The 22342-nt window shown below is 68.9% G+C and carries 15 protein-coding genes and 1 pseudogene; 7 read left to right on the top strand and 9 right to left on the bottom strand.

Translation table 11 applies throughout. The features are described from left to right. Positions 1-8: 8 nt before the first annotated feature. The 3 genes from ceoB to WT16_RS25310 all read right to left on the bottom strand — a co-directional run bounded on the left by ceoB (position 9) and on the right by WT16_RS25310 (position 5389). Entirely contained in the window at positions 9-3194 is a 3186-nt protein-coding gene (ceoB, locus tag WT16_RS25320; protein ID WP_063534489.1) for a multidrug efflux RND transporter permease subunit CeoB, read from the bottom strand. A 61-nt stretch (positions 3195-3255) separates the two neighbouring features. Next, positions 3256-4485, bottom strand: coding sequence for an efflux RND transporter periplasmic adaptor subunit (locus tag WT16_RS25315; protein ID WP_009914257.1), 1230 nt, complete (start codon positions 4483-4485; stop codon positions 3256-3258). Positions 4486-4534: 49 nt separating this feature from the next. Continuing rightward, complete coding sequence (locus WT16_RS25310; protein ID WP_015603779.1) at positions 4535-5389, bottom strand: alpha/beta hydrolase; 855 nt, start codon at positions 5387-5389, stop codon at positions 4535-4537. A gap of 188 nt (positions 5390-5577) precedes the next feature. Between WT16_RS25310 and ceoR the strand changes: the two genes are divergently transcribed. Continuing rightward, positions 5578-6582, top strand: a complete 1005-nt coding sequence (gene ceoR / locus WT16_RS25305; RefSeq protein WP_006029017.1) for a putative multidrug efflux transcriptional regulator CeoR — start codon at positions 5578-5580, stop codon at positions 6580-6582. 387 nt (positions 6583-6969) lie between these two features. Continuing rightward, on the top strand, positions 6970-7260 hold the full coding sequence (locus WT16_RS25300) for a DUF4148 domain-containing protein (RefSeq protein WP_015603389.1): 291 nt from the start codon (positions 6970-6972) through the stop codon (positions 7258-7260). A 211-nt stretch (positions 7261-7471) separates the two neighbouring features. On the opposite strand, the gene WT16_RS25295 is transcribed toward WT16_RS25300, so the two are convergent. Then, positions 7472-8533 carry a purine nucleoside permease gene (locus WT16_RS25295; RefSeq protein ID WP_063534488.1) on the bottom strand — a complete coding sequence of 354 codons (1062 nt, stop codon included), beginning with the start codon at positions 8531-8533 and terminating at the stop codon, positions 7472-7474. Positions 8534-8854: 321 nt separating this feature from the next. Next, positions 8855-9919 carry a selenide, water dikinase SelD gene (gene selD / locus WT16_RS25290; RefSeq protein WP_009914253.1) on the bottom strand — a complete coding sequence of 355 codons (1065 nt, stop codon included), beginning with the start codon at positions 9917-9919 and terminating at the stop codon, positions 8855-8857. Positions 9920-10160: 241 nt separating this feature from the next. Between selD and WT16_RS25285 the strand changes: the two genes are divergently transcribed. Then, a complete protein-coding gene (locus tag WT16_RS25285; protein ID WP_015603674.1) occupies positions 10161-10997 on the top strand; it encodes a DMT family transporter in 837 nt (278 codons plus the stop codon). A gap of 124 nt (positions 10998-11121) precedes the next feature. On the opposite strand, the gene WT16_RS25280 is transcribed toward WT16_RS25285, so the two are convergent. Then, entirely contained in the window at positions 11122-12696 is a 1575-nt protein-coding gene (locus tag WT16_RS25280; protein WP_043283199.1) for a PLP-dependent aminotransferase family protein, read from the bottom strand. A gap of 141 nt (positions 12697-12837) precedes the next feature. Here WT16_RS25280 and WT16_RS25275 point away from each other — a divergent pair, with 141 nt between their 5' ends. Continuing rightward, complete coding sequence (locus WT16_RS25275; protein ID WP_006029023.1) at positions 12838-14121, top strand: 4-aminobutyrate--2-oxoglutarate transaminase; 1284 nt, start codon at positions 12838-12840, stop codon at positions 14119-14121. A gap of 84 nt (positions 14122-14205) precedes the next feature. Next, a complete protein-coding gene (gabD, locus tag WT16_RS25270) occupies positions 14206-15675 on the top strand; it encodes an NADP-dependent succinate-semialdehyde dehydrogenase (protein WP_006029024.1) in 1470 nt (489 codons plus the stop codon). 112 nt (positions 15676-15787) lie between these two features. Here gabD and WT16_RS25265 read toward each other — a convergent pair whose 3' ends face one another. Continuing rightward, positions 15788-17332, bottom strand: a complete 1545-nt coding sequence (locus WT16_RS25265; protein WP_015603181.1) for a PAS domain-containing methyl-accepting chemotaxis protein — start codon at positions 17330-17332, stop codon at positions 15788-15790. 663 nt (positions 17333-17995) lie between these two features. Then, positions 17996-19198, bottom strand: a complete 1203-nt coding sequence (gene pcaF, locus WT16_RS25260) for a 3-oxoadipyl-CoA thiolase (protein WP_015600691.1) — start codon at positions 19196-19198, stop codon at positions 17996-17998. Positions 19199-19433: 235 nt separating this feature from the next. On the opposite strand from pcaF, the gene WT16_RS25255 reads away from it, so the two are divergent. Together WT16_RS25255 and WT16_RS25250 are read left to right on the top strand one after the other, a co-directional pair. Continuing rightward, positions 19434-20219: an IclR family transcriptional regulator gene (locus WT16_RS25255; RefSeq protein ID WP_006029026.1), complete on the top strand. Its 786-nt coding sequence runs from the start codon at positions 19434-19436 to the stop codon at positions 20217-20219. Positions 20220-20522: 303 nt separating this feature from the next. Continuing rightward, positions 20523-21239, top strand: a complete 717-nt coding sequence (locus WT16_RS25250) for a TetR/AcrR family transcriptional regulator (protein ID WP_015603543.1) — start codon at positions 20523-20525, stop codon at positions 21237-21239. Between the two features lie 286 nt (positions 21240-21525). Here the strand turns inward: WT16_RS25250 and WT16_RS25245 are convergent. After that, positions 21526-22221: pseudogene (locus WT16_RS25245) on the bottom strand (MFS transporter); the annotation flags it as partial. Positions 22222-22342: the final 121 nt, after the last annotated feature.

Below are 22342 nucleotides of genomic sequence, written 5' to 3'. Positions count from 1 at the left end.
TTCTATCCTCAAGCGTCCGGAGCCGGCACGCCGTAGCCCGCCGAATCCTTCTGCGCGACGTGAATCTTGCCGCCCGCGAGCGTGCGCAGCACCACATAGAACACCGGCGTCAGCATCAGGCCGAACAGCGTCACGCCCAGCATCCCGAAGAACACCGCGACGCCCATCGCATGCCGCATCTCCGCGCCCGCGCCGGTCGACAGCACGAGCGGCACGACGCCCATGATGAACGCGATCGACGTCATCAGGATCGGGCGCAGCCGCAGCCGGCTCGCCTCGACGGCCGCCTCGAACGGCGTCTTGCCGTCATGCTCGAGCTCGCGCGCGAACTCGACGATCAGGATCGCGTTCTTCGCGGACAGCCCCACCAGCACCATCAGGCCGATCTGCGTGAAGATGTTGTTGTCGCCCTGCGTGAGCCACACGCCCGTGAGCGCCGACAGAATGCTCATCGGCACGATCAGGATCACCGCGAGCGGCAGCGTGAGGCTCTCGTACAGCGCGGCGAGCACGAGGAACACGAGCAGCACGCTGATCGGGAACACCCAGAACGCCGAATCGCCCGCGAGGATCTGCTGATACGTCAGGTCGGTCCATTCGAACTTCACGCCGCGCGGCAGCGTCTGCGCCGCGATCCGCTCGACGGCCGCCTGCGCCTGGCCCGACGAGAAGCCGGGCGCGGGCCCGCCGTTCACGTCGGCCGCCGTGTACGCGTTGTAGCGCACGACCATCTCGGGGCCGAACGTCGGCGACACCGTGACGAGCGACGACAACGGCACCATCTCGCCCGCCGCGTTGCGCGTCTTCAACTGCAGGATGTCGTCCGCGCGCTGGCGGAACGGCGCATCCGCCTGCACGCGCACCTGGTACACGCGGCCGAAGCGATTGAAGTCGTTCACGTACAGCGAGCCGAGATAGATCTGCATCGTGTCGAACACGTCGGTCACGTTCACGCCGAGCTGCTTCGCCTTCACGCGGTCGAGATCGACGTTCAACTGAGGCACGTTGATCTGGTAGCTCGTGAACAGCGGCCCGAGCTCGGGCGCCTGCTGCGCGCGCTTGATGAAGTCGTTCGTCGCGTCCGCGAGCCGCGCGTAGCCAACCGCGCCGCGATCCTCGATCTGCATCTTGAAGCCGCCCAGCGTGCCCAGGCCGAGCACGGGCGGCGGCGGGAACACCGCGACGAACGAATCCTTGATCGCCGCGTACTGCTGGTTCAGCGCGCCCGCGATCGCGCCCGCCGACAATGCCTTGCCGTGACGCTGATCGAACGGCTTCAACGTGACGAACACGATGCCCGCGCTCGAGCTGTTCGTGAATCCGTTCACCGACAGCCCCGGGAACGCGACCGCGCTCTCGACGCCCGGCTGCTTCAGCGCGATCGCGCCCATGTCGCGGATCACCTTCTCGGTGCGGTCGAGCGACGCGCCGTTCGGCAGTTGCGCGAACGCGATCAGATACTCCTTGTCCTGCGCGGGCACGAAGCCGCCCGGCACGATCCGCGACACCATCACGGTCGCGCCGACGAGCACGAGATACACGCCGAGCATCACCGCCTTTCTCGACAGCACGCCGCGCACGCCGCGCCCATAGTTCTCCGCGCCGCGGTGGAACACCTTGTTGAAGCCGCGGAAGAATCCGCCGAGCACGCGATTCATCGCGCGCGTGAGCCAATCTTCCTTGTCGCCGTGGCCCTTGAGCAGGATCGCGGACAACGCGGGCGACAGCGTCAGCGAGTTGAACGCCGAGATCACCGTCGAGATCGCGATCGTCATCGCGAACTGCTTGTAGAACTGGCCCGTCAAGCCCGACATGAACGCGAGCGGCACGAATACGGCGACGAGCGTGAGCGCGATCGCGATGATCGGCCCGCTCACTTCCTGCATCGCCTTGTAGGTGGCGGCCTGCGCGGTGAGTCCGTTCTCGATGTTCCGCTCGACGTTCTCGACGACGACGATCGCATCGTCGACGACGATCCCGATCGCGAGCACCATCCCGAACAGCGACAGCGCATTGATCGAATAGCCGAACAGCAGCAGCAGCGAGAACGTGCCGACGATCGACACCGGCACCGCGATCAGCGGAATGATCGATGCGCGCCACGTCTGCAGGAACACGATCACGACGATCACGACGAGCGCGATCGCCTCGAGCAGCGTGTGCACGACTGCCTTGATCGACGAGCGCACGAACTGCGTCGGGTCATAGACGATCTTGTAGTCGACGCCCGCCGGGAAGTCCTGCTTGAGCTCGGCCATCGTCTTGCGCACTTCGTCGGAGATCGCGAGCGAGTTCGCGCCCGGCGACTGGTTGATCGCCATCGCGACGGCCGGCTTGTTGTCGAGCAGCGAGCGCAGCCCGTACTCGGACGCGTCGAGCTCGATCCGCGCGATGTCGCGCAGGTGCGTGACGCCGCCGTCCGGCGCGGTCTTCACGACGATGTCGCCGAACTCCTCTTCGTTCTGCAAGCGCCCGCGCGCGTTCACCGAGAGCTGCAGCGGCGTGCCCGGCAGCGTCGGCGACGCGCCGATCACGCCGGCGGCGACCTGCACGTTCTGCTCGCGGATCGCGCGCACGACGTCGTCGGCCGTCAGGTTGCGCTGCGCGACCTTCTGCGGATCGAGCCACACGCGCATCGCGTAGTCGCCCGCGCCCCAGAGCTGCACCTGGCCGACGCCCTGGATGCGCGACAGGCGATCCTTCACGTTGATGAGCGCGTAGTTGCGCAGATACGTCATGTCGTAGCTGTCGTTCGGCGAGATCAGGTGCACGACCATCGTCAGCGTCGGCGAGCTCTTGACCGTCGTGATCCCGAGCCGCTGCACGTCTTCCGGCAGGCGCGGCAGCGCCTGGTTCACGCGGTTCTGCACGAGCTGCGTGGCCTTGTCCGGATCGGTGCCGAGCTTGAACGTGACGGTGATCGTCATGTTGCCGTCGCTGTTCGCCTGCGACTGCATGTACAGCATGTCCTCGACGCCGTTGATCTGCTCCTCGAGCGGCGACGCGACCGTCTCGGCGATCACCTTCGGGTTCGCGCCCGGGTACTGCGCCTTGACGATCACGGACGGCGGCACGACTTCCGGATACTCGGAAATCGGCAGCAGGAACATCGCGATCATCCCGGCCAGCAGGATGATGACCGACAGCACCCCTGCGAAGATCGGTCGATCGATGAAGAATTTTGATATGTTCATGGAAGGCTCTATCTGATTGGGCGCGCTGGCGCGGCGGGCGCTCCGAGGAAGCGTCCGGGCGTCACGCGCGCGCGTTGCCTTGAGCGGCCTGCGCACGCTGCACGCCGCCCGCGACAGGCGTCGCGGCGGCAGCGTCGTCGCCGCCCGTCATCGGCACGAGATGCGGCTTCACCTGCTCGCCCGGCCGCACGCGCTGCGTGCCGTTCACGACGATCCGGTCGCCCGCCGCCAGGCCGCCCGCGATCACGCGCTGGTTGCCGTGCTGCGCGCCGAGCTGCACTTCGCGATACGACACGCGGCCCTGCTGGTCGACGACGAACACGAACTTCTTGTCCTGGTCGGTGTTGATCGCCGCGTCGTCGATGAGGAGCGCCGGATGCGGCGCGCTGCCGCCCACCTTCACGCGCGCGTAGAGGCCGGGGACGAGCGCGCCATCCTGATTGTCGAAGCGCGCGCGCACGCGGATCGTGCCGGACGACGTGTCGAGCCGGTTGTCGACCGAATCGATCACGCCCTGCCGCGAGTAGCCGCTCTCGTTCGCGAGGCCGAGCTCGACGGGCACCTTGCGGCCGTCCTTCGCGCCGCCGATGTATTGCAGGTAGGTCTGCTCGTCCGCGTCGAACGACGCGTAGATCGGCGACACCGACACGAGCGTCGTGAGCGGCGCGGCCGACGCGCCCGCCGACACGACGTTGCCGAGCGTGATCTCCGCGCGCGACACGCGGCCCGACACGGGCGCCGTGATCCGCGTGTAGCCGAGGTTGATCCGCGCGGTCTCGAGCGCGGCGTCGGCCGCCTTCAGGTTCGCCGACGCCTCGCGCGCGGCGTTCTGCTTCTCGTCGTAGTCGCGCTTGGCGATCGCGTTGTCGCCGATCAGGCGCTGCGCGCGCTGCCAGTCGCTCTGCGCGTAGCCGTTGCGGGCCTGCGCGGCGGCGAGCTGCGCGGCCGCGCGATCGACTTCGGCCTGATACGGACGCGGATCGATCACGAACAGCACGTCGCCCTTCTTCACGAGCGCGCCGTCCTTGAAGTTCACCGACACGATCGTGCCGGACACGAGCGGACGCACGTCGACCTTCTCGACCGCCTCGAGGCGTCCCGAGTAGGACTGCCAGTCGGTGATCGTCTTCGACAGCACGGTCGCGACGTCGACTTCCGGCAGCGGCGCCGCCGATTTCTCCGGCGCGCTCGCGTTCACGCGGATCGCGCCGAACGTGCCGAGGCCCGCGATGACGACGACCGCGAGCGCCGCGGCCGCGATCCGCGAACGGGAAGTACGCAAGATAGCCATGAAAAAACCCCCAAGTTGTCGGTTGTTCTGGATTCGGATGAAAACGGCTTCAGCCCGGAAAACCCGCGCTGAAGCGGAACTGGAAGAATCGCGCCACCTCTTCGAGCGCGCTCGCGTGGTCGGCGAGCGCCGCGTGCGACACGTCCCGGTAGCGGACCACCTGCGTCGGCACGCCCGCGTCGATCAGGCAGCTCGCGTATTTCTCGGCCTCGACATGCAGCACGTCGTTCTGCGCGGTGGCGACGAGCGTCGGCGGCAGCCCCGCGAGGCGCACCGATTCGAGCGGCGCCGCGTATGGATGCATTCGCTGCGACGGCTGCGGCAGGTATGCGCGGTAGCACGCGGCGCACTCCTGCGCGGTCGTGTCGGACGACGCGAGACGCGCCGCGTCGGCGAGCCGCGTGAGGCTCGGGTCGAGCATCGGGCCGATCAGCGCCTGCGCGGCAATGCGGATCTCGCCGCGGTCGCGCGCGATGAACGCGAGGCAGTTCGCGAGCTGGCCGCCTGCGTCGTGCCCCGCCACGCCGATCTTGCGCGGATTGCCGCCGAACGCGCGCGCGCGCGCCTCGGCCCAGCGCGCCGCGCAGTACGCGTCTTCCGGCGCGGCCGGAAACGGGTGCCGCGGCGCGAGCGAATAATCGACCGACACGACGAGCGCCGGCACGTGCTCGGCGAGATGGCGCGCGGCGCGATCGGCGTCGTCGAGTGCGCCGCGCACGAAGCCGCCGCCGTGGAAATAAAGCACGACCGGCAGCGAGGACTTGTCGGGGCGCCGATACAGACGCAGCGCGATGTCCTGCGCGTAGCCGCCGATCACGACGTCCGACACCGCGAGCGCCGGCCGCACGCGTGCGCTTTCGACGCTCGTGCCCGTGATTTGGCGGCGGAAATCGAATGCATCCATGACGTGTATTGCGCAGCGTCGCGCGTCCATTGCGAGATGGATCGCATTCTGGGTCCGGCAGACATCGGGATAAATGCCTATAATCCGGCAACACAATTCACGTCCTCTGAACAATCATCGGCTGCGTCGCCTTCATCGGTGTCGCGGCCTGCATCTGTTCGGGGTGCAAATATCGCGGAGGTAGAGTAATGGACCGGCTGCAGGCCATGCAGGTGTTTACGCGCGTCGTCGATACGAACAGCTTTACCAAAGCGGCCGAGACGCTCGGGCTGCCGCGCGCGTCGGTGACGACGATCATCCAGAATCTAGAGGCTTTCCTCGGCGTGCGGCTGATGCACCGGACGACGCGCCGGCTGTCGCTCACGCCCGACGGCGCCGCGTACTACGAGCGCTGCGTGCGGATTCTCGCGGACGTCGAGGAAACCGAGGCGAGCTTCCAGGTCAACAACCGAAAGCCGCACGGCAAGCTGCGGGTCGACATGCCGGGCTCGATCGGACGCCTGATCGTGATCCCTTCTCTGTGCGAATTCCATTCGCGCTACCCGGATATCGACCTGCAGATCGGCCTGACGGACCGGCCGGTCGATCTGCTGCAGGAAGGCGTCGACTGCGTGATCCGCGTCGGCGCGCTGCAGGATTCGTCGCTCGTCGCGCGCCGGGTCGGGCTGTTCGAGGGCACGACGGTCGCGTCGCCCGCGTATCTCGAGAAGTACGGCGAGCCGCAGACGATCGAGGCGCTCGCGCAGCACAAGGCCGTCAACTACTTCTCGAGCCGCACCGGGCGCACGATCGACTGGGCGTTCCTGATCGACGGCAAGGAAGTCGAGGTGAAGATGAACGGCCTCGTGTCGGTCAACGACGCGGATGCATACGTGACTTGCGGGATCGAAGGCTTCGGGCTGATCCAGCCGCCGCTCTTCATGGTGCTGCCGCACCTGCGCAACGGCACGCTGAAAGAGGTGCTGCCGGGCCACAAGCCGCTGCCGATGCCGATTTCGGTCGTCTATCCGCACAGCCGGCATCTGTCGCCGAAGGTGCGCGTGTTCGTCGACTGGGTCGCCGAGATCTTCGAGCGCTGCCCGCTGCTGAGCGGCCGCAAGGGGCTCGATGCGGCGTGCAGCAAGCGCACGTTCGAGGAAGCCGAGCGCGCGCCGTCGCTCGACACGCCGGTGTTGAACGAGTGGGTGGCTTGAGCGGCGAGTCGCGTGGGCGAATGCGCGCGCCGGCGCCGCGCGCGCCCGTCAATTCATCATATGTTTGCGTGGCCGGCAAACAGCTAGCAAGAAGTGCGTCCAATTGAAAGCGCGCCGATCGGCCGTCATCACCCATCGAACGCCTCGCCGCTTCGCGTGAATGATCCGCGGCGCGGCTATCCGATCGAAACGCACGCGCGATACGGCACGTCGTCGCATGCCGTCGCGTACTCAAAAAACCCTTGCCGACGTCACGGACTCCGATTGTTCCATCCTCGCGACAATTCAATTCGCGGCATCGCCATTTATCGCCGCGGCGCACGCTTCTAAAGTACAGCCTGTCGCGCACCGCTTCCACGTGCGCATCGAATCGACAGGAGTCACATCATGAAACGCAGCAGTCTTCTCGCCGCCGCCTTCGCGCTCGCCGTTGCCGCGCCGGCATTCGCGGACGGCGGGATCGGCCCTGCGGGCAGCTACGGCGACACGTCGTGGCACGGTCACGGCACCCGCACGCGCGCCGAAGTCCGCGCGGAACTCGAACAGGCGCAACGCGACGGCACGCTCGCCGCGCTGCGCAAGTCGATGTCGTACGCGCCGCCCGGCGCCGAGCTTGTCGCGCAACGCCCGTACCGCCCGGACCCCGACGCGAACCAGCTCGCGGGCGCGGGCCGGTAAACGCGACGCGCCGCGCATCGCAACCGATGCGCGGCGCGTCGTCCTGCATGCAGCCGCTTCATTCGTCAGCGTGAGATCACGATCATGAACAGCCCGATTCCATCACAGCTCGATCACTGGGACGACAGCACGCCCGTCTGGAAACCGTTCCGCTCGAGCTCGCCGTCGCGCTGACCGGCGCTGATGGCGCGCGTCGCGCGCGCCGCATTCGTCAGCGGCGCGGCACGCCGTCCTTCCATTCGCTCCAGTGCGTGACGATGTCCTGCACGAGCGGATTGCCCGCGCGATACAGGTTCTCGGTCGCGAGCGGGAAGCCGCCCTGGTCCGCGTAGTTCAGCAGATTGTCGGCGCTCGTCTGGCCTTGATACGGGCGATCGAAGTCCGAGCCGGTGCGCAGCACCGCGACGCGGCTCAGGTCGACGCGGTTCACGCCCGCCGCGCGCTTGAGCGCTTCGAACGTCGCGTTGTCTTCCTGCGCGGTCATGCAGTACGTGCCCTTGTTGTCGGTGAGGATTTTCGTCCACTGGCGCGCGCGCTCGCCGAGCAGCGTGCCGGAAAACCACGTGTTGCCCGACGACGTGTCGCAGCGGGTCACGACGGGCGGCTGGTTCGCGGGCGCGTAGTTGAACTTCGCCCGCGCGGCCTGCGCCTGCGCGCTGTCGGCGAGCTGCACGTTGCGCGACAGCGCATACGCGGCGTCCGCGAGCTTGTCGTTCAACTGGAACACTTCGGTGCGGTAGTCGAGCGGCGGCTTGTCGTTCGGGCTCTTCGTGTTGATGCCGAGATAGCCGCCGTTCCAGCCCGCGGGAATCTCGCGCGCGTCGAGTTCCCATTGCAGGCCGAAATCGACGAGGTACTTCGCCCACGCGGCGGTGCCGAGCGTGCCGCGCGCCGGATCGACGCCCGCGATGCCCGAGATCAGGAAGTACGTCTGCCGCAGATCGAAGCGGCGCGAGAACGTGAGCGCCATGATCGTCGACGCGGCGTTCGCATAGCCCATGCCCGTCGTGACGACGCACACGTCCTGCCTGTTGCAATGCACGTCCGGGTAGTCGGGCGACAGGCCGGGCACCGCGACGCTCTTCCACGGGCCGAGACGATCGAGCCACGCCTGGCCCTCCGGGCCGAACATCGAGATGATCATCACCTTCACCGGGCGGCCCTGGGCACCGGCTTCGGCGAATGCGTCGCCGTTGTTCTGCGCAACGGACGGCGCCGTCGCGCACGCGGCAAGCGAAAACACGGCGGCGGAAAGTATCGAGCGAGTCAGCATTAGCGTTCCTTATTAAAAATGAGTTCGATGAGAACGGCATTCGAGACTGCGCGAGCAGTATAAAGGAGGTCAATATCCGGACGTGAGCGAAAGCGGCGGCGTATGCGGATACGGCAGCGGCAACGGTCTTGTCGCCACCGCGAGCCGATGCGGGCGGCGAAAGCCGGCCGCCTCGCGCCCGTCCTGAGCGCGTGGCCGCTCGCGCCGTCGCCGATGCATCTCGTCTACGCGCAGGACCGTCGCCGACGGCCAAGCTGCGCAGCGCGATCGATTTCCTGCTGGCGAAATTCGGCGAACGCGACAAACGCTGACGCGCGCGCGTCAGCTCACGTCGACGCGCGCCGGCCCGTCGGCCATTTCGCCGATCACCGCTGCGCGATCGAAGCCGTCGCCGGCGAAGCAGGCGAGCACCTCGTCGACCGCGTCGGGCGCGCACGCGACGAGCAGCCCGCCCGATGTCTGCGGGTCGGTCAGCAGCGCCTGCGCGACGGCGGGCAGGCCGTCGCCCAGGCGCACGTCGTGACCATACGCGGCCCAGTTGCGGCCGGACGCGCCGGTGAACACGCCGTCGGCCGCGAACGCCTCGACGCCCGCGAGCCACGGCAGCGCGCCGTAGCGCACGCGCGCGGTCAGCCCCGCGCCGCGCGCAAGCTCGAGGGTGTGGCCGAGCAGGCCGAAGCCCGTCACGTCGGTCAGCGCATGCACGCCAGGCAGCGCGGCGAGCGCCGTGCCCGGCCGATTGAGCTTCGTTGTCGTCGCGATCATCTGCGCGTAGCCTTGCGCGTCGAGCCGGTCCTTCTTCAGCGCGGCGGACAGCACGCCGACGCCGAGCGGCTTGCCGAGCACGAGCACGTCGCCCGCGCGCGCGGCCGCGTTGCGCTTCACGCGCGCCGGATGGACGACGCCAAGCGCCGCGAGCCCGTAGATCGGCTCGACCGAATCGATCGAATGGCCGCCCGCCACCGGGATGCCCGCGTCCGCGCACACCGCCTCGCCGCCGCGCAGCACCGCGGCGATCGTCTCGTGCGGCAGCACGTTGATCGGCATGCCGACGAGCGCGAGCGCGAGGATCGGCTTGCCGCCCATCGCGTAGACGTCGGACAGCGCGTTCGTCGCGGCGATGCGGCCGAAGTCGAACGGATCGTCGACGATCGGCATGAAGAAATCGGTGGTCGCGACGATCGCCTGCTCGTCGTTCAGGCGGTAGACGGCCGCGTCGTCGGACGTCTCGGTGCCTACGAGCAGATCGGGAAAGAGCGCGGGCGGCGCATTGCGCCTGAGCAGCTCCGACAGCACGCCGGGCGCGATCTTGCAGCCGCAGCCGCCGCCGTGCGACAGGCTCGTGAGGCGCGGCGGCGCCGCGTCGGTTTGCTTGGTCTCGGTCATCACCAAATCCGATAAAAGACAGAACGCTCTATTATCGACAATCCGGCGCGCAGTTGCGCGCGAGCCGGCCGTGCGCCCGCCGCGCGCCCGCTGTGCTCATTTTCCGGGCGACACACGGCGCGGCATGCGACATGAGACAGGACGCGCGCCCCGCGCGAGCCGACGCGAAATCGCAAACGCGACGATAATCGTGCGCTTCGCCATCCCGGCCCGCCGCTGTCGGCCGCCTGCACACGCGTCGATGGATCAACTGTTCGTCCTGCTCGTCCTGTTCTCCGCGCTGCTGCACGCGGTATGGAACGCGCTCCTGCACGTGAGCGAAGACCGCGTCGCGCAGCTCGGCACGATGTCGGTGCCGTATCTGCTCGCCGGCGCGGCGCTCGCGCTCGCGCTGCCGCTGCCGCCCGCCGTCGCGTGGCCGTACATCGCGGCGTCGGCGCTCCTCGAGCTCGGCTATTGCGTCGCGCTGCTGCGCGCGTACCGCAGCGGCGAGTTCAGCCAGATCTATCCGATCGCGCGCGGCCTGTCGCCGCTCGTCGTCTGCGCGCTGGCGCTCGTCGTGCTCGGCGAAAAGCCGACGCCGTTCGCGCTCGCCGGCATCGCGTTCGTGTCGCTCGGCATCGTGTCGCTCGCGTTCAAGCGCGGCTTGCGCTTTTCCGGCGAAAGCGTGCCGTACGCGATCGTCACTGGCCTCTTCATCGCCGCGTACTCGGTCGTCGACGGCCGCGGCGTGCGGCTCGCCGGCAACCCGCTCGCATACGTCGCATGGGTGTACCTGCTGTGGAACGCGCCGCAGTTCGCGCTGATCTGCCGGCTGCGCGGCGGCGTGCGCGCGCTCGCCGGCTCGCGCGCCGCCGTGTCGCGCGGGCTCGTCGCCGGCACGCTGTCGCTTGCCGCGTATGCGATCGCGATCGTCGCGTACCGGCACCTGCCGGTGGCGACCGTGTCCGCGCTGCGCGAGACGAGCTCGATCTTCGCGGTCGCGATCGGCTGGCTCGCGCTGCGCGAGCGGCCCAACGCGCGGCGGCTCGCCGCGTGCGCGCTCGTCGTCGCGGGCGCGATGCTGATCCGGATCTGACGCAAACGCCGGCTTTGCGCGGAATCGGCCGGTTCGCGGGCTCAGCCGGCGCGGGGTTTGCCGACGCGGCGCGTGCAACGCGCGCCGCCCCCGCCGGCCCCCGCCGCCCCGCTACGCGCCTGCGTCAAGCCGCCGCCGTCGCCGCCGCGCGCCCGAACACCACGTCGTCGATCGCCTGCGACAGCGTGTCGAACGCGCGCGCGATCTCGTCCTCCGGCACGCACGCGTAGCCGAGCAGCAGCCCCGACGCCGCGCGCGTCGCATCCGCGTAATAGCCGGACAGCGCGCGCACGACGATGTCCCGCTCGAGCGCCGCGCGCGCGACCGCGCGGTCGTCGGCGCCGTCCGGCAGCCGCATCACGAGATGCAGCCCGGCATCGCCGCCGACGGCCGGCAGCGCGTTGCCGTAGCGGCGCGCGAGCGCGTCGAGCAGCGTCTGCCGGCGCTGCCCGTACAGCGTGCGCATCTTGCGGATGTGCGACACGAAATGCCCTTCCGCGATGAACTCGGCGAGCACCGCCTGCTGCAACAGTTGCCCCTCGCGGTACAGCTCGGCGCTCGCGGTCGCGAAGCTTTCGGCGAGCGGCTCCGGCGCGACCAGATAGCCGACCCGCAGCCCCGGAAACAGCGTCTTGCTGAAGCTGCCGACGTAGATCACCTGCCCGGCCGTGTCGAGCCCCTGCAGCGACGCGAGCGGCCGGCTGCCGTAGCGGAACTCGCTGTCGTAGTCGTCTTCGATGATCCACGCGCCATGCTGGCGCGCGTATTCGAGCAGCATCCGCCGGCGCGCGAGGCTCATCACCATCCCGAGCGGATACTGATGCGACGGCGTGACGAGCATCAGCTTCGGCGGCGCCGCGAAATCGGCGGCTGCGGGCGCGATCCCTTCCTCGTCGACGGGAATCGGCCGCGTCGTCAGGCCCGACACGTGCATCACGCTGCGCACGCCCCAATAGCACGGGTCTTCGGTCCAGATCACGTCGCCCGGATCGGTCAGCAGGCGCACCGCGAGATCGATCGACTGATGAATGCCCGTCGTCACGATGATCTGCCCGGGCGCGCAGCGCACCGAGCGCGACGTGCGCAGATAATCGGCGAGCGCCTCGCGCAGCGGCGCGAGGCCGCCGCCCGGCGCATAGGTCAGCAGCTCGGGGCGCAGCCGCCGCCAGTACTTGTTGTGCAGCCGCGTCCACACACGCGCCGGAAAGCGCGACACGTCTGGCACGCCCGGCATGAACGCGCCGCCCTGCCGCTTCGACACGCCCGCGCCGCCGACGAGGCGCGCGCCGCGCGCGGACAGCGAACGGGGCGCGAAGCCGGCCTCGGAAGCAGGGTCGGATTCCACGCCGGCCGCCGCCCCGGCGGTCGACGCCGCCACGCCGCGCGCACCCGGCGGCGATTCGGCCGGCGCGCCGACGATTTCGTCCGGCGCGCTGTCCGCGACGAACGTGCCGCGCCCCGTCGCCGAGCTCACGTAGCCTTCGAGCGCGAGCTGCTCGTAGACCTGCGTGACGGTGTTGCGCGCGATCCCGAGCTCCGCCGCGAGCAGCCGCGACGACGGCACGCGCGCGCCCGCCGGCAGTTCGCGGGTCAGGATCGCCTGCTGCAGCAGCCGGTGCAATTGCCGGTAGATCGGCTGCGCGCCGCCGCCGCGCACGATCCGCTGCGCCAGCCAGTCCGACAGCACGCTCACCCGCATAATTGGCTCCTACATATTTATTAAAATGGCTCTGATTTTCAGAGCCAAGTTTGATTATAGTCGTTTCAACGCGCACGCCGGACGACGTGCCCGCCAGCGGCCGTCGCCGCCGGCGCATCCGAACCCCGAGGAGAGACGACTGTGAACAATGCCGATCTGCACGCCCGCAAGAACGCCGCGACGCCGCGTGGCGTCGGCGTGATGTGCGATTTCTACGCCGCGCGCGCCGAGAACGCCGAGCTGTGGGACGTCGAGGGCCGCCGCTTCATCGATTTCGCGGCCGGCATCGCGGTCCTGAACACGGGCCATCGCCATCCGAAGATCGTGAAGGCGATCGCCGGGCAGCTCGAGCAGTTCACGCACACCGCCTATCAGATCGTGCCTTACGCGTCGTACGTCGAGCTCGCCGAGAAGATCAACGCGCGCGCGCCGATCGCGCAGCCGAAGAAGACCGCGTTCTTCACGACGGGCGCGGAAGCCGTCGAGAACGCGGTGAAGATCGCGCGCGCCTACACCGGCCGGCCGGGCGTGATCGCGTTCGCGGGCGGCTTCCACGGCCGCACGATGATGGGCATGGCGCTCACGGGCAAGGTCGCGCCGTACAAGATCGGCTTCGGCCCGTTCCCGGGCGACGTGTTCCACGCGCCGTATCCGAACGCGCTGCGCGGCGTGTCGAGCGCCGATTCGATCGCCGCCGTCGAGACGCTGTTCAAGGCCGACATCGATCCGAAGCGCGTCGCCGCGATCATCTTCGAGCCGGTGCAGGGCGAAGGCGGCTTCAACCCGGCGCCCGCCGAGTTCGTCTGCGCGCTGCGCAAGCTGTGCGACGCGCACGGCATCCTCCTCATCGCCGACGAAGTGCAGACGGGCTTTGCGCGCACGGGCAAGCTGTTCGCGATGGAGCACTACGACGCGCGCGCCGATCTGATGACGATCGCGAAGAGCCTCGCGGGCGGGATGCCGCTGTCGGGCGTCGTCGGCCGCGCGGACGTGATGGACGCGGCCGCGCCGGGCGGCCTGGGCGGCACGTACGCGGGCAATCCGCTCGCCGTGGCCGCCGCGCACGCGGTGCTCGACGTGATCGACGAGGAGAAGCTCGCCGAGCGCGCGAACGCGCTCGGCGACAAGCTCAAGGCGAAGCTCGCGGCATTGCGCGCCGACGTGCCGCAGATCGCCGACGTGCGCGGCCCGGGCGCGATGGTCGCCGCGGAATTCGTCGATCCGGACACGCGCGCGTCCGACGCCGCGTTCACGAAGCGCGTGCAGACGCTCGCGCTCGAACGCGGGCTGCTGCTGCTCATCTGCGGCGTCGACGCGAACGTGATACGGTTCCTCTTTCCTCTCACCATCCAGGATGCCGTGTTCGACGAAGCGCTCGGCATTCTCGAGAGCGTGCTGAAGGAAGCGGTGGGCGTGCCCGCCTGAGTCTTTCGCCGCCCGCGCGCGTCGCGGCCCCCGCCGCGTCGCGCGCGGGCGGCGCCAATCGTTTCCGGATACGGTCGACACACGATGACTACCACTCACGAAACCCTTGCACTGAAAGATCCCGCGCTGCTGCGCGAGCGCGCGTTCGTCGCGGGCGAATGGCAGGGCGCCGACGGCGGCGCGACGTTCGAGGTCCGCAACCCGGCAACGGGCGCGCTGATCGGCACGGCGCCCGCGATGGGCGCGGCCGAGACGCGCCGCGCGATCGACGCGGCGAACGCCGCGTGGCCCGCATGGCGCAAGAAGACCGCGAAGGAGCGCGCGGCGATCCTGCGCAAATGGCACGATCTGATGGTCGCGCACGCGGACGACCTCGCGCTGATCCTGACGACCGAGCAAGGCAAGCCGCTCGCCGAGGCGAAGGGCGAGATCGGCTACGCGGCGTCGTTCCTCGAATGGTTCGCCGAGGAAGGCAAGCGCGTGTACGGCGACACGATCCCGTCGCCCGCCGCCGACAAGCGGATCGTCGTGACGAAGGAGCCCGTGGGCGTGTGCGCGGCGATCACGCCGTGGAACTTCCCGGCGGCGATGATCACCCGCAAGGTCGGCCCGGCGCTCGCGGCCGGCTGCCCGATCGTCGTGAAGCCGGCCGAGGCGACGCCGTTCTCCGCGCTCGCGATGGCGGTGCTCGCCGAGCGCGCGGGCGTGCCGGCCGGCGTGTTCAGCGTCGTCACGGGCGACCCGAAGGCGATCGGCGGCGAGCTCACGTCGAACCCGGTCGTGCGCAAGCTGTCGTTCACCGGCTCGACGGCGGTCGGCCGCCTGCTGATGGCGCAATGCGCGGCGACGGTCAAGAAGGTGTCGCTCGAGCTCGGCGGCAACGCGCCGTTCATCGTGTTCGACGATGCGGATCTCGACGCGGCGGTCGAGGGCGCGATCGCGTCGAAGTACCGCAACAGCGGGCAGACCTGCGTGTGCACGAACCGCTTCTACGTGCACGAGAAGGTCTACGACGCGTTCGCCGGGAAGCTGACCGCCGCCGTCGCGAAGCTGAAGGTCGGGCTCGGCACCGAAGCGGGCGTCGTGCAGGGGCCGCTCATCAACGGCGCGGCGGTGCAGAAGGTCGAATCGCACATCGCCGACGCGCTCGACAAGGGCGCGCGCGTGACGACGGGCGGCAAGCGCCACGCGCTCGGCCACGGCTTCTTCGAGCCGACCGTGCTGACGGGCGTCACGCCCGACATGAAGGTCGCGAAGGAAGAGACGTTCGGCCCGCTCGCGCCCCTGTTCAGGTTCTCGACCGACGAAGAAGCGATCCGCTACGCGAACGACACCGAGTTCGGCCTCGCCGCGTACTTCTACAGCCGCGACATCGGCCGCGTCTGGCGCATCGCCGAGGCGCTCGAATACGGGATGGTCGGCATCAACGCCGGGATCATTTCGAACGAGGTCGCGCCGTTCGGCGGCGTCAAGCAGTCGGGGCTCGGCCGCGAGGGCTCGCACTACGGGATCGACGATTACGTCGTGATCAAGTACATGTGCGTTGCCGTGTGACGTGTGATGCGTCGCGCGCGCCGCACAGGCGGCGCGACCGTCCGAAACGCCGCCGGCGCTTCGCGCGCCGGCAGGCACGGGAATCGGCGACACATACGCGTCGCCCGATGCGTCAGCGAAACACGCCCACCGCGTCGACGAGCAGCGACGCCTGCTGCCGCAGGCTCTCCGACGCCGCCGCGCTCTGTTCGACGAGCGCCGCGTTCTGCTGCGTGATGTTGTCGAGATGGACGACCGCGTCGTCGACCTGCGTGACGCCCGCGCGCTGCTCGGTCGTCGACGCGCTGATCTCGGCGATCAGATCGGATACGCGCTTCACCTGCGACACGATCTCGTCCATCGTCCTGCCCGCGTAGTCGACGGTCTGCGCGCCGGATTCGACCCGCTCGACGCTCGCGCCGATCAGCGTCTTGATCTCCTTCGCCGCATTCGCGCTGCGCTGCGCGAGCGCGCGCACCTCGCCCGCGACGACCGCGAAGCCGCGCCCCTGCTCGCCCGCGCGCGCCGCCTCGACGGCCGCGTTCAGCGCAAGGATATTGGTCTGGAACGCGATGCCGTCGATCACACCGATGATCTCCGCGATCCGGTGCGAACTCTCGGTGATCTCGCCCATCGTGCTCACCACCTCGCGCACCGCCCGCCCGCCGCGCTCCGCCGCGTGGCTCGCCGATTCGGACAGTTGGTTCGCCTGCGTCGCGGTCTCGGCGTTGCTCGACACGGTCGCCGTCATCTGCGCCATCGACGCGGCCGTCTGCTGGACGCTCGCCGCCGCCTGCTCGGTGCGCGCGCTCAGATCGTGGTTGCCCTGCGCGATCTCGTTGATCGCGCGCTGCACGGTCAGCACCTGCTCGCTCACGTCCTCGATCAGCCAGCGGAACATCAGCCCGAGCTGGTTGATCGTGCGCAGCGTCATCCCGATCTCGTCGACGCGGTTCATGTTGACGCCCTCGCGGCTCGCCCCCGTCGCGACGTCGAGCGCCTGTTGGCGCAGCGTGCGCAGCGGACGCGCGATCTGCGCGTCGAGCCACCATGCGGCGAGCGCCGCGCCGCCGAGCGTCGCGCCCGCGAGCTGCGCGAGCGGCGCGCCCGTCATGCCGGCCGCCCACGCGGCGCCGACGATCGCCGGCGTCAGCGCGACGATCGGCAGATGGATGCGCGCGCGCACCGACATCGTCTGCAGCAGCGAACACACGCGCAGCAGCCCGGCGCGCACGACCAGGCCCTTGTGGAAGCGCCGGCTGCCCGCGCGACCCTCGCGGAAATCGCGATAGAGCGCGTCGGCGGCGGCGATCTCGGCGCGTGCGGGCTTCGTGCGCACGGACATGTAGCCTTGCGTCTGTCCGCCGCGAATCACGGGCACCGCATTCGCGCGCACCCAGTAGTGATCGCCGTTCATGCGGCGGTTCTTGACGAGCGCGGTCCACGGCTCGCCGCGCTTCAACGTCGCCCACATGTCGGCGAACGCGTCGCGCGGCATGTCGGGATGGCGGACGACGTTGTGCGGCGCGCCGACGAGCTCGTCGCTCGAAAAGCCGCTGATGTGCACGAACGTCGCGTTCGCATACGCGATGCGGCCGTGCGGATCGGTCGTCGACATCAGCGTCGCGTCGTCGGGAAAATCGAACTCGTGGCGGGTGACAGGTTGGTTGTTACGCATGAGCGCTCCGAATATGGGATCTGCGTCCTTTAACTGCTTTCATCGGCCGAATGAATCAATCGAATTGCTTTCGATGGGCCTGTACTCTTTATTTCGGCAGAAATTCAAAAAAATTGACCTTGTCCCGGGAAAGCCCGACACGGCAACTTTGGTATTGACATGCGTCAACCAATGCGCCCGGAAGCGCCGCCTTCATGGTACGCGGCCGGCCCGGCCGGCATTGCCGCATCCGGACGGCTGTTCCCGGTCATTCGGTTCTTTCCGATCGGAATCGAACAATTTCGCATGAATTATTTCATGACTCTTGTCGGTCAAATATTCAGGAATTGAAAATGATATTCACCGGCGAAAATACTCCCTCTTTGAAATGGATGCGAAATGTGTCTGATTCAGTTATCCCGACATTTCCGCAAGACGCGAATTCATCTTTTGCGCCAACGAGTTAAGCGAGTGTGGGAGCGGCGCGGTGTAAAGGGGACGACGGTGCGCATCGCAGGACGATGCGAAGGGACGGGAGGAACCGGCTCGGCGACGAAGGAGCGGGCACGCAGCGCAATCGCCCGCCGAAGCCGGGAATCGGGATAGGGGCGAACACAAACGGCCCGGCTCTTTCGAGCACGGGCCGCCTGAGGGAAGCCGCCGCGCGACGCGCGGCGGCGCGCATCACACGCGTTCGATCGCGATCGCGATGCCTTGCCCGACGCCGATGCACATCGTGCAGAGCGCGAAGCGGCCGCCCGTGCGATGCAGTTGATACGTCGCGGTCGTCACGAGCCGCGCGCCCGACGCGCCGAGCGGATGCCCGAGCGCGATCGCGCCGCCGTTCGGATTCACGCGCGGATCGTCGTCCGCGACGCCCAGCAGCCGCAGCACCGCCAGCCCTTGCGACGCGAACGCCTCGTTCAGCTCGATCACGTCGAACTGCGCGAGCGTCATCCCGAGCCGCGCGAGCAGCTTCTGCGTCGCCGGCGCCGGGCCGATCCCCATCACCCGCGGCTCGACGCCCGCCGTCGCGATCCCCAGCACGCGCGCGCGCGGCGCGAGGCCGTGACGCCGCGCGGCCGCCTCGCTCGCGACGAGCAGCGCGCATGCGCCGTCGTTCACGCCCGACGCGTTGCCCGCCGTCACCGTGCCGTCCGCCCGCACGACGCCCTTGAGCTTCGCGAGCGCGTCGAGCGTCGTCTCGCGCGGATGCTCGTCGCGCGCCACGACGAGCGGCTCGCCCTTCTTCTGCGCGATCGTCACCGGCACGATCTCCTGCGCGAGCGTGCCGTCGGCCTGCGCGCGCGCCGCCTTCTGCTGGCTGCGCAGCGCGAACGCGTCCTGGTCGGCGCGGCTCACGCGGTAGTCGGCCGCGACGTGCTCGGCCGTCTCCGGCATCGAATCGACGCCGTACTGCTGTTTCATCAGCGGATTGACGAAGCGCCAGCCGATCGTCGTATCGAAGATCTCGGCCTGCCGCGAGAACGCGCTCGTCGCCTTGCCCATGACGAACGGCGCGCGGCTCATGCTCTCGACGCCGCCCGCGATCATCAGGTCCGCCTCGCCCGCCTTGATCGCGCGCGCGGCGATGCCGATCGCGTCCATCCCGGAGCCGCAGAGGCGGTTGACCGTCGCGCCGGGCGCGGCGTGGGGCAGGCCGGCGAGCAGCAGCGACATGCGCGCGACGTTGCGGTTGTCCTCGCCGGCCTGGTTCGCGCAGCCGTAGACGACATCGTCGACGGCGGCCCAGTCGACGTCGCGGTTGCGCTCGACGAGCGCCTTGAGCGGCACCGCGCCGAGATCGTCGGCCCGCACCGGGGCCAGCGCGCCGCCGTAGCGGCCGATGGGCGTGCGGATTGCGTCACACAGGAATGCTTCGGTCATGTCGTCTCCGGTCGGTCTGATCCCGCGAGCCGGCTCGGCATCGCCGCCTCCGCTCGCCTTGAATTCACGCGATGAAAGTTCGATATATGAACATAAGATCGTTAATCGAACGTTTTCCGTGCGATCATAGGGAGCGCATGGCCTCCCGTCAAGCGTCGGGCCTATGCGGGGCGCGGGTTGGCGCAACCCGACCCCATGCGCTAATCTTCTCCGCTGCACATCATTCCCACCCGCCATGAGCACAGAATTTCAGGCCAAACCCGGCGACTCCTATGTCCAGTCGTTCGCGCGCGGACTCGCGGTGATTCGCGCGTTCGACGCGGAGCACCCCGAGCAGACGCTCACCGAGGTCGCGTCCGCGACCGGCCTGACCCGCGCGGGCGCGCGGCGCATCCTGCTGACGCTGCAGACGCTCGGCTACGTCGAGGCCGACGGCCGCCTGTTCCGGCTCACGCCGAAGATCCTCGATCTCGGGTTCGCGTATCTGACGTCGATGCCGTTCTGGAATCTCGCGGAGCCGGTGATGGAGCAGTTGTCCGAGCGCATTCACGAAAGCTGCTCGGCGGCCGTGCTCGACCGCACCGAAATCGTATACGTGCTGCGCGTGCCGACGCACAAGATCATGACGATCAATCTGTCGATCGGCAGCCGGCTGCCCGCGTACTGCACGTCGATGGGCCGCGTGCTGCTGTCGTCGCTCGACGACGCCGCGCTCGACGACACGCTCGCGCAAAGCACGCTGCGCGCGTACACGCCGCGCACGCTCACCGATCCCGTCGCGCTGAAGGACGAAATCGCGCACGTGCGCAGCCAGGGCTGGGCGATCGTCGATCAGGAACTGGAAGCGGGGTTGATTTCGTTGTCGGCGCCGATCCGCAACCGGCGCGGGCAGGTGATCGCCGCGATGAACATCAGCGGCAACGCGCAGCGGCACACCGCGAAGCAGATGGTGAAGGCGTTCCTCGATCCGCTGCTGGAAGCGTCGCAGACCGTGTCGCAACTCGTCGCGCGACGCGGCTGACACAAGCGCGCTTGGGAGCCGCCCCGCCCCCAAGCGCGCACTCTCCACTTCATCTTCGGCCAGAACGGCTCAGCGGCGCTTGCACGGCCCTATCTTTGTTTTGCTTATCAAGCAGCGCCGCTCGCCGATCGAATCCTGTCCGAATGGTCAGGTTATAGCGCATTAGCGCCGTGAATTCAATGAATTAAAAAAAGCTGTCGCAAATCCGCGGCCGGACGCCCGCCGGCAGGCCGCGACGCGTCCGCTGGACGCCGCGGCGTCTACAATGTCGGCCTCCGGTTGCCGCCGACACGAGCGCACGCCATGCCACACGACGATCCGACGACGCCCCCCGACGCGCCCGCGCCGCGCGCCCGGACGAAAGCGGCGCGCGCGCCGAGCCGCGCGCGCAAGGCGCACATCCGCGAGCTGAACGAGGCGCACCTGCTCGCGTGCGCGGAAGCGGTGTTCGCCGAGCGCGGCTTCGAGGGCGCGAGCACCGCGCGGATCGCCGAGCGCGCCGGGCTGCCGAAGGCGAACCTGCACTATTACTTTCCGACGAAGCTCGCGCTGTACCGGCGCGTGCTCGACGACCTGCTCGAGGACTGGCATGCCGCCGCCGACAGCTTTGACGTCTGCGACGATCCGGTCGCCGCGCTCGGCGGCTACGTGCGGGCGAAGATGGCGCTGTCGCGCGAGCGGCCGCTCGGCTCGAAGGTGTGGGCGAACGAGATCATCAGCGGCGCGACGCACATGCAGGACCTGCTGCTCGAGCGCGTGAAGCCGTGGATGGATACGCGGATCGCGTTGATCGAGCGCTGGATCGCGCGCGGGCTGATCGAGCCGGTCGAGCCGAAGACGCTGCTCTACATGATCTGGGCGACGACCCAGCATTACGCGGACTTCGATGCGCAGATCGTCGCGCTGTCCGGCAAGCGCGCGCTTGCGGCGAAGGCGTTCGACGCGACGACCGACGAAGTCGTGCGGCTGATCCTGCGCGCTTGCGGCGCGCGGTCGCCGGGTGCGCGGGAGCGGGGATAGGGCGGCGCGGCAGGTAGCGAGGGTATGGATTCGGGATTCGGCCTCAGCTCCAATTCCAGCCCCGGCTCCGGCCCCATGCTTCAGACTTCGGGCGCTACCTTTACGCCATGCCCAATATGCTCCGCCCCCCAGCCCCCAAGCGCGCCTCGAAGTTCGGGGCCGAGCGTCGAGATTCGTCGGCGCCGATCTGCCGTCTTCTTTTCCCATTTTCCGCGTCGCGTCCCGCCTCTGACGAAGGCGCGCCGCGAATTGCTCGCGCGCCGCCCCGCCGTCCGCCCCGCCGGCCTCAATCGACCGCTTCCGCCGCCGTCTCGCACAGCATCCCGACCGCGACGAGCGACACGATCACGCACGCGGCCACATACGCGGCCGGCGCAAGCTTGCTGCCCGTCACGCGCACGAGCCACGTCGCGGCGAGTTGCGCGGCGCCGCCGAACAGCGTCACCGCGAGCGCGTAGGCGATCGAGATGCCCGTGGCGCGCACGCGGCGCGGAAACGACTCGCACATCAGCGCGAACGCGGACGCGGAGCCCATCGAGTAGAACAGCAGCATCAGCGCGGTGAGCGGCATCACGACCGCGAGCGACGGATAACGGTTCATCAGCGCGAATGCCGGAAACAGCAGCGCGACGAGCACGCCGCGCCCGACGAAGATCAGCAGGCGCCGGCTGCCGATCCGGTCGGACAGCCAGCCGAACAGCGGGCACGTGACGAGCATCACGCAGCCGGACGCGACGCCGACGAACATCGACAGCTTCATCGGCAGGCCGAGCGTGTGGATCGCATAGGTCGGCATGTAGAACGTCAGGATGTACGTCGACACGGTGCCGCCCGTCACCGTGAGCGTCAGCAGCAGCACCGTGCGGCCGTGCTGCGCGAACAACTCGCGCAGCGCGCCGCCATCGATCCCGTGGTGGCCGGCACCCGGCGCGTCGTCGGCGAGGCGGCGGCGCAGATACATGCCGACGGGCGCGATCAGCATCGGCGTTCGCCGGTCCGTCCAGCTTCGATCGGCTTCGATCGGCCGACGGCGGGCGTGCGTTGCCGACGCGCGCGGCGCATCGTAAGCTGCAATCGCAACCGGCCCGCGAGCGGTCAACCGG

It is taken from the genome of Burkholderia sp. MSMB1589WGS, from assembly GCF_001636105.1.
In the GTDB taxonomy this organism is placed as follows: domain Bacteria; phylum Pseudomonadota; class Gammaproteobacteria; order Burkholderiales; family Burkholderiaceae; genus Burkholderia; species Burkholderia humptydooensis.
Note: the sequence above shows the minus strand (reverse complement) of the source record. Positions and strands in the feature narration are given on the sequence as shown.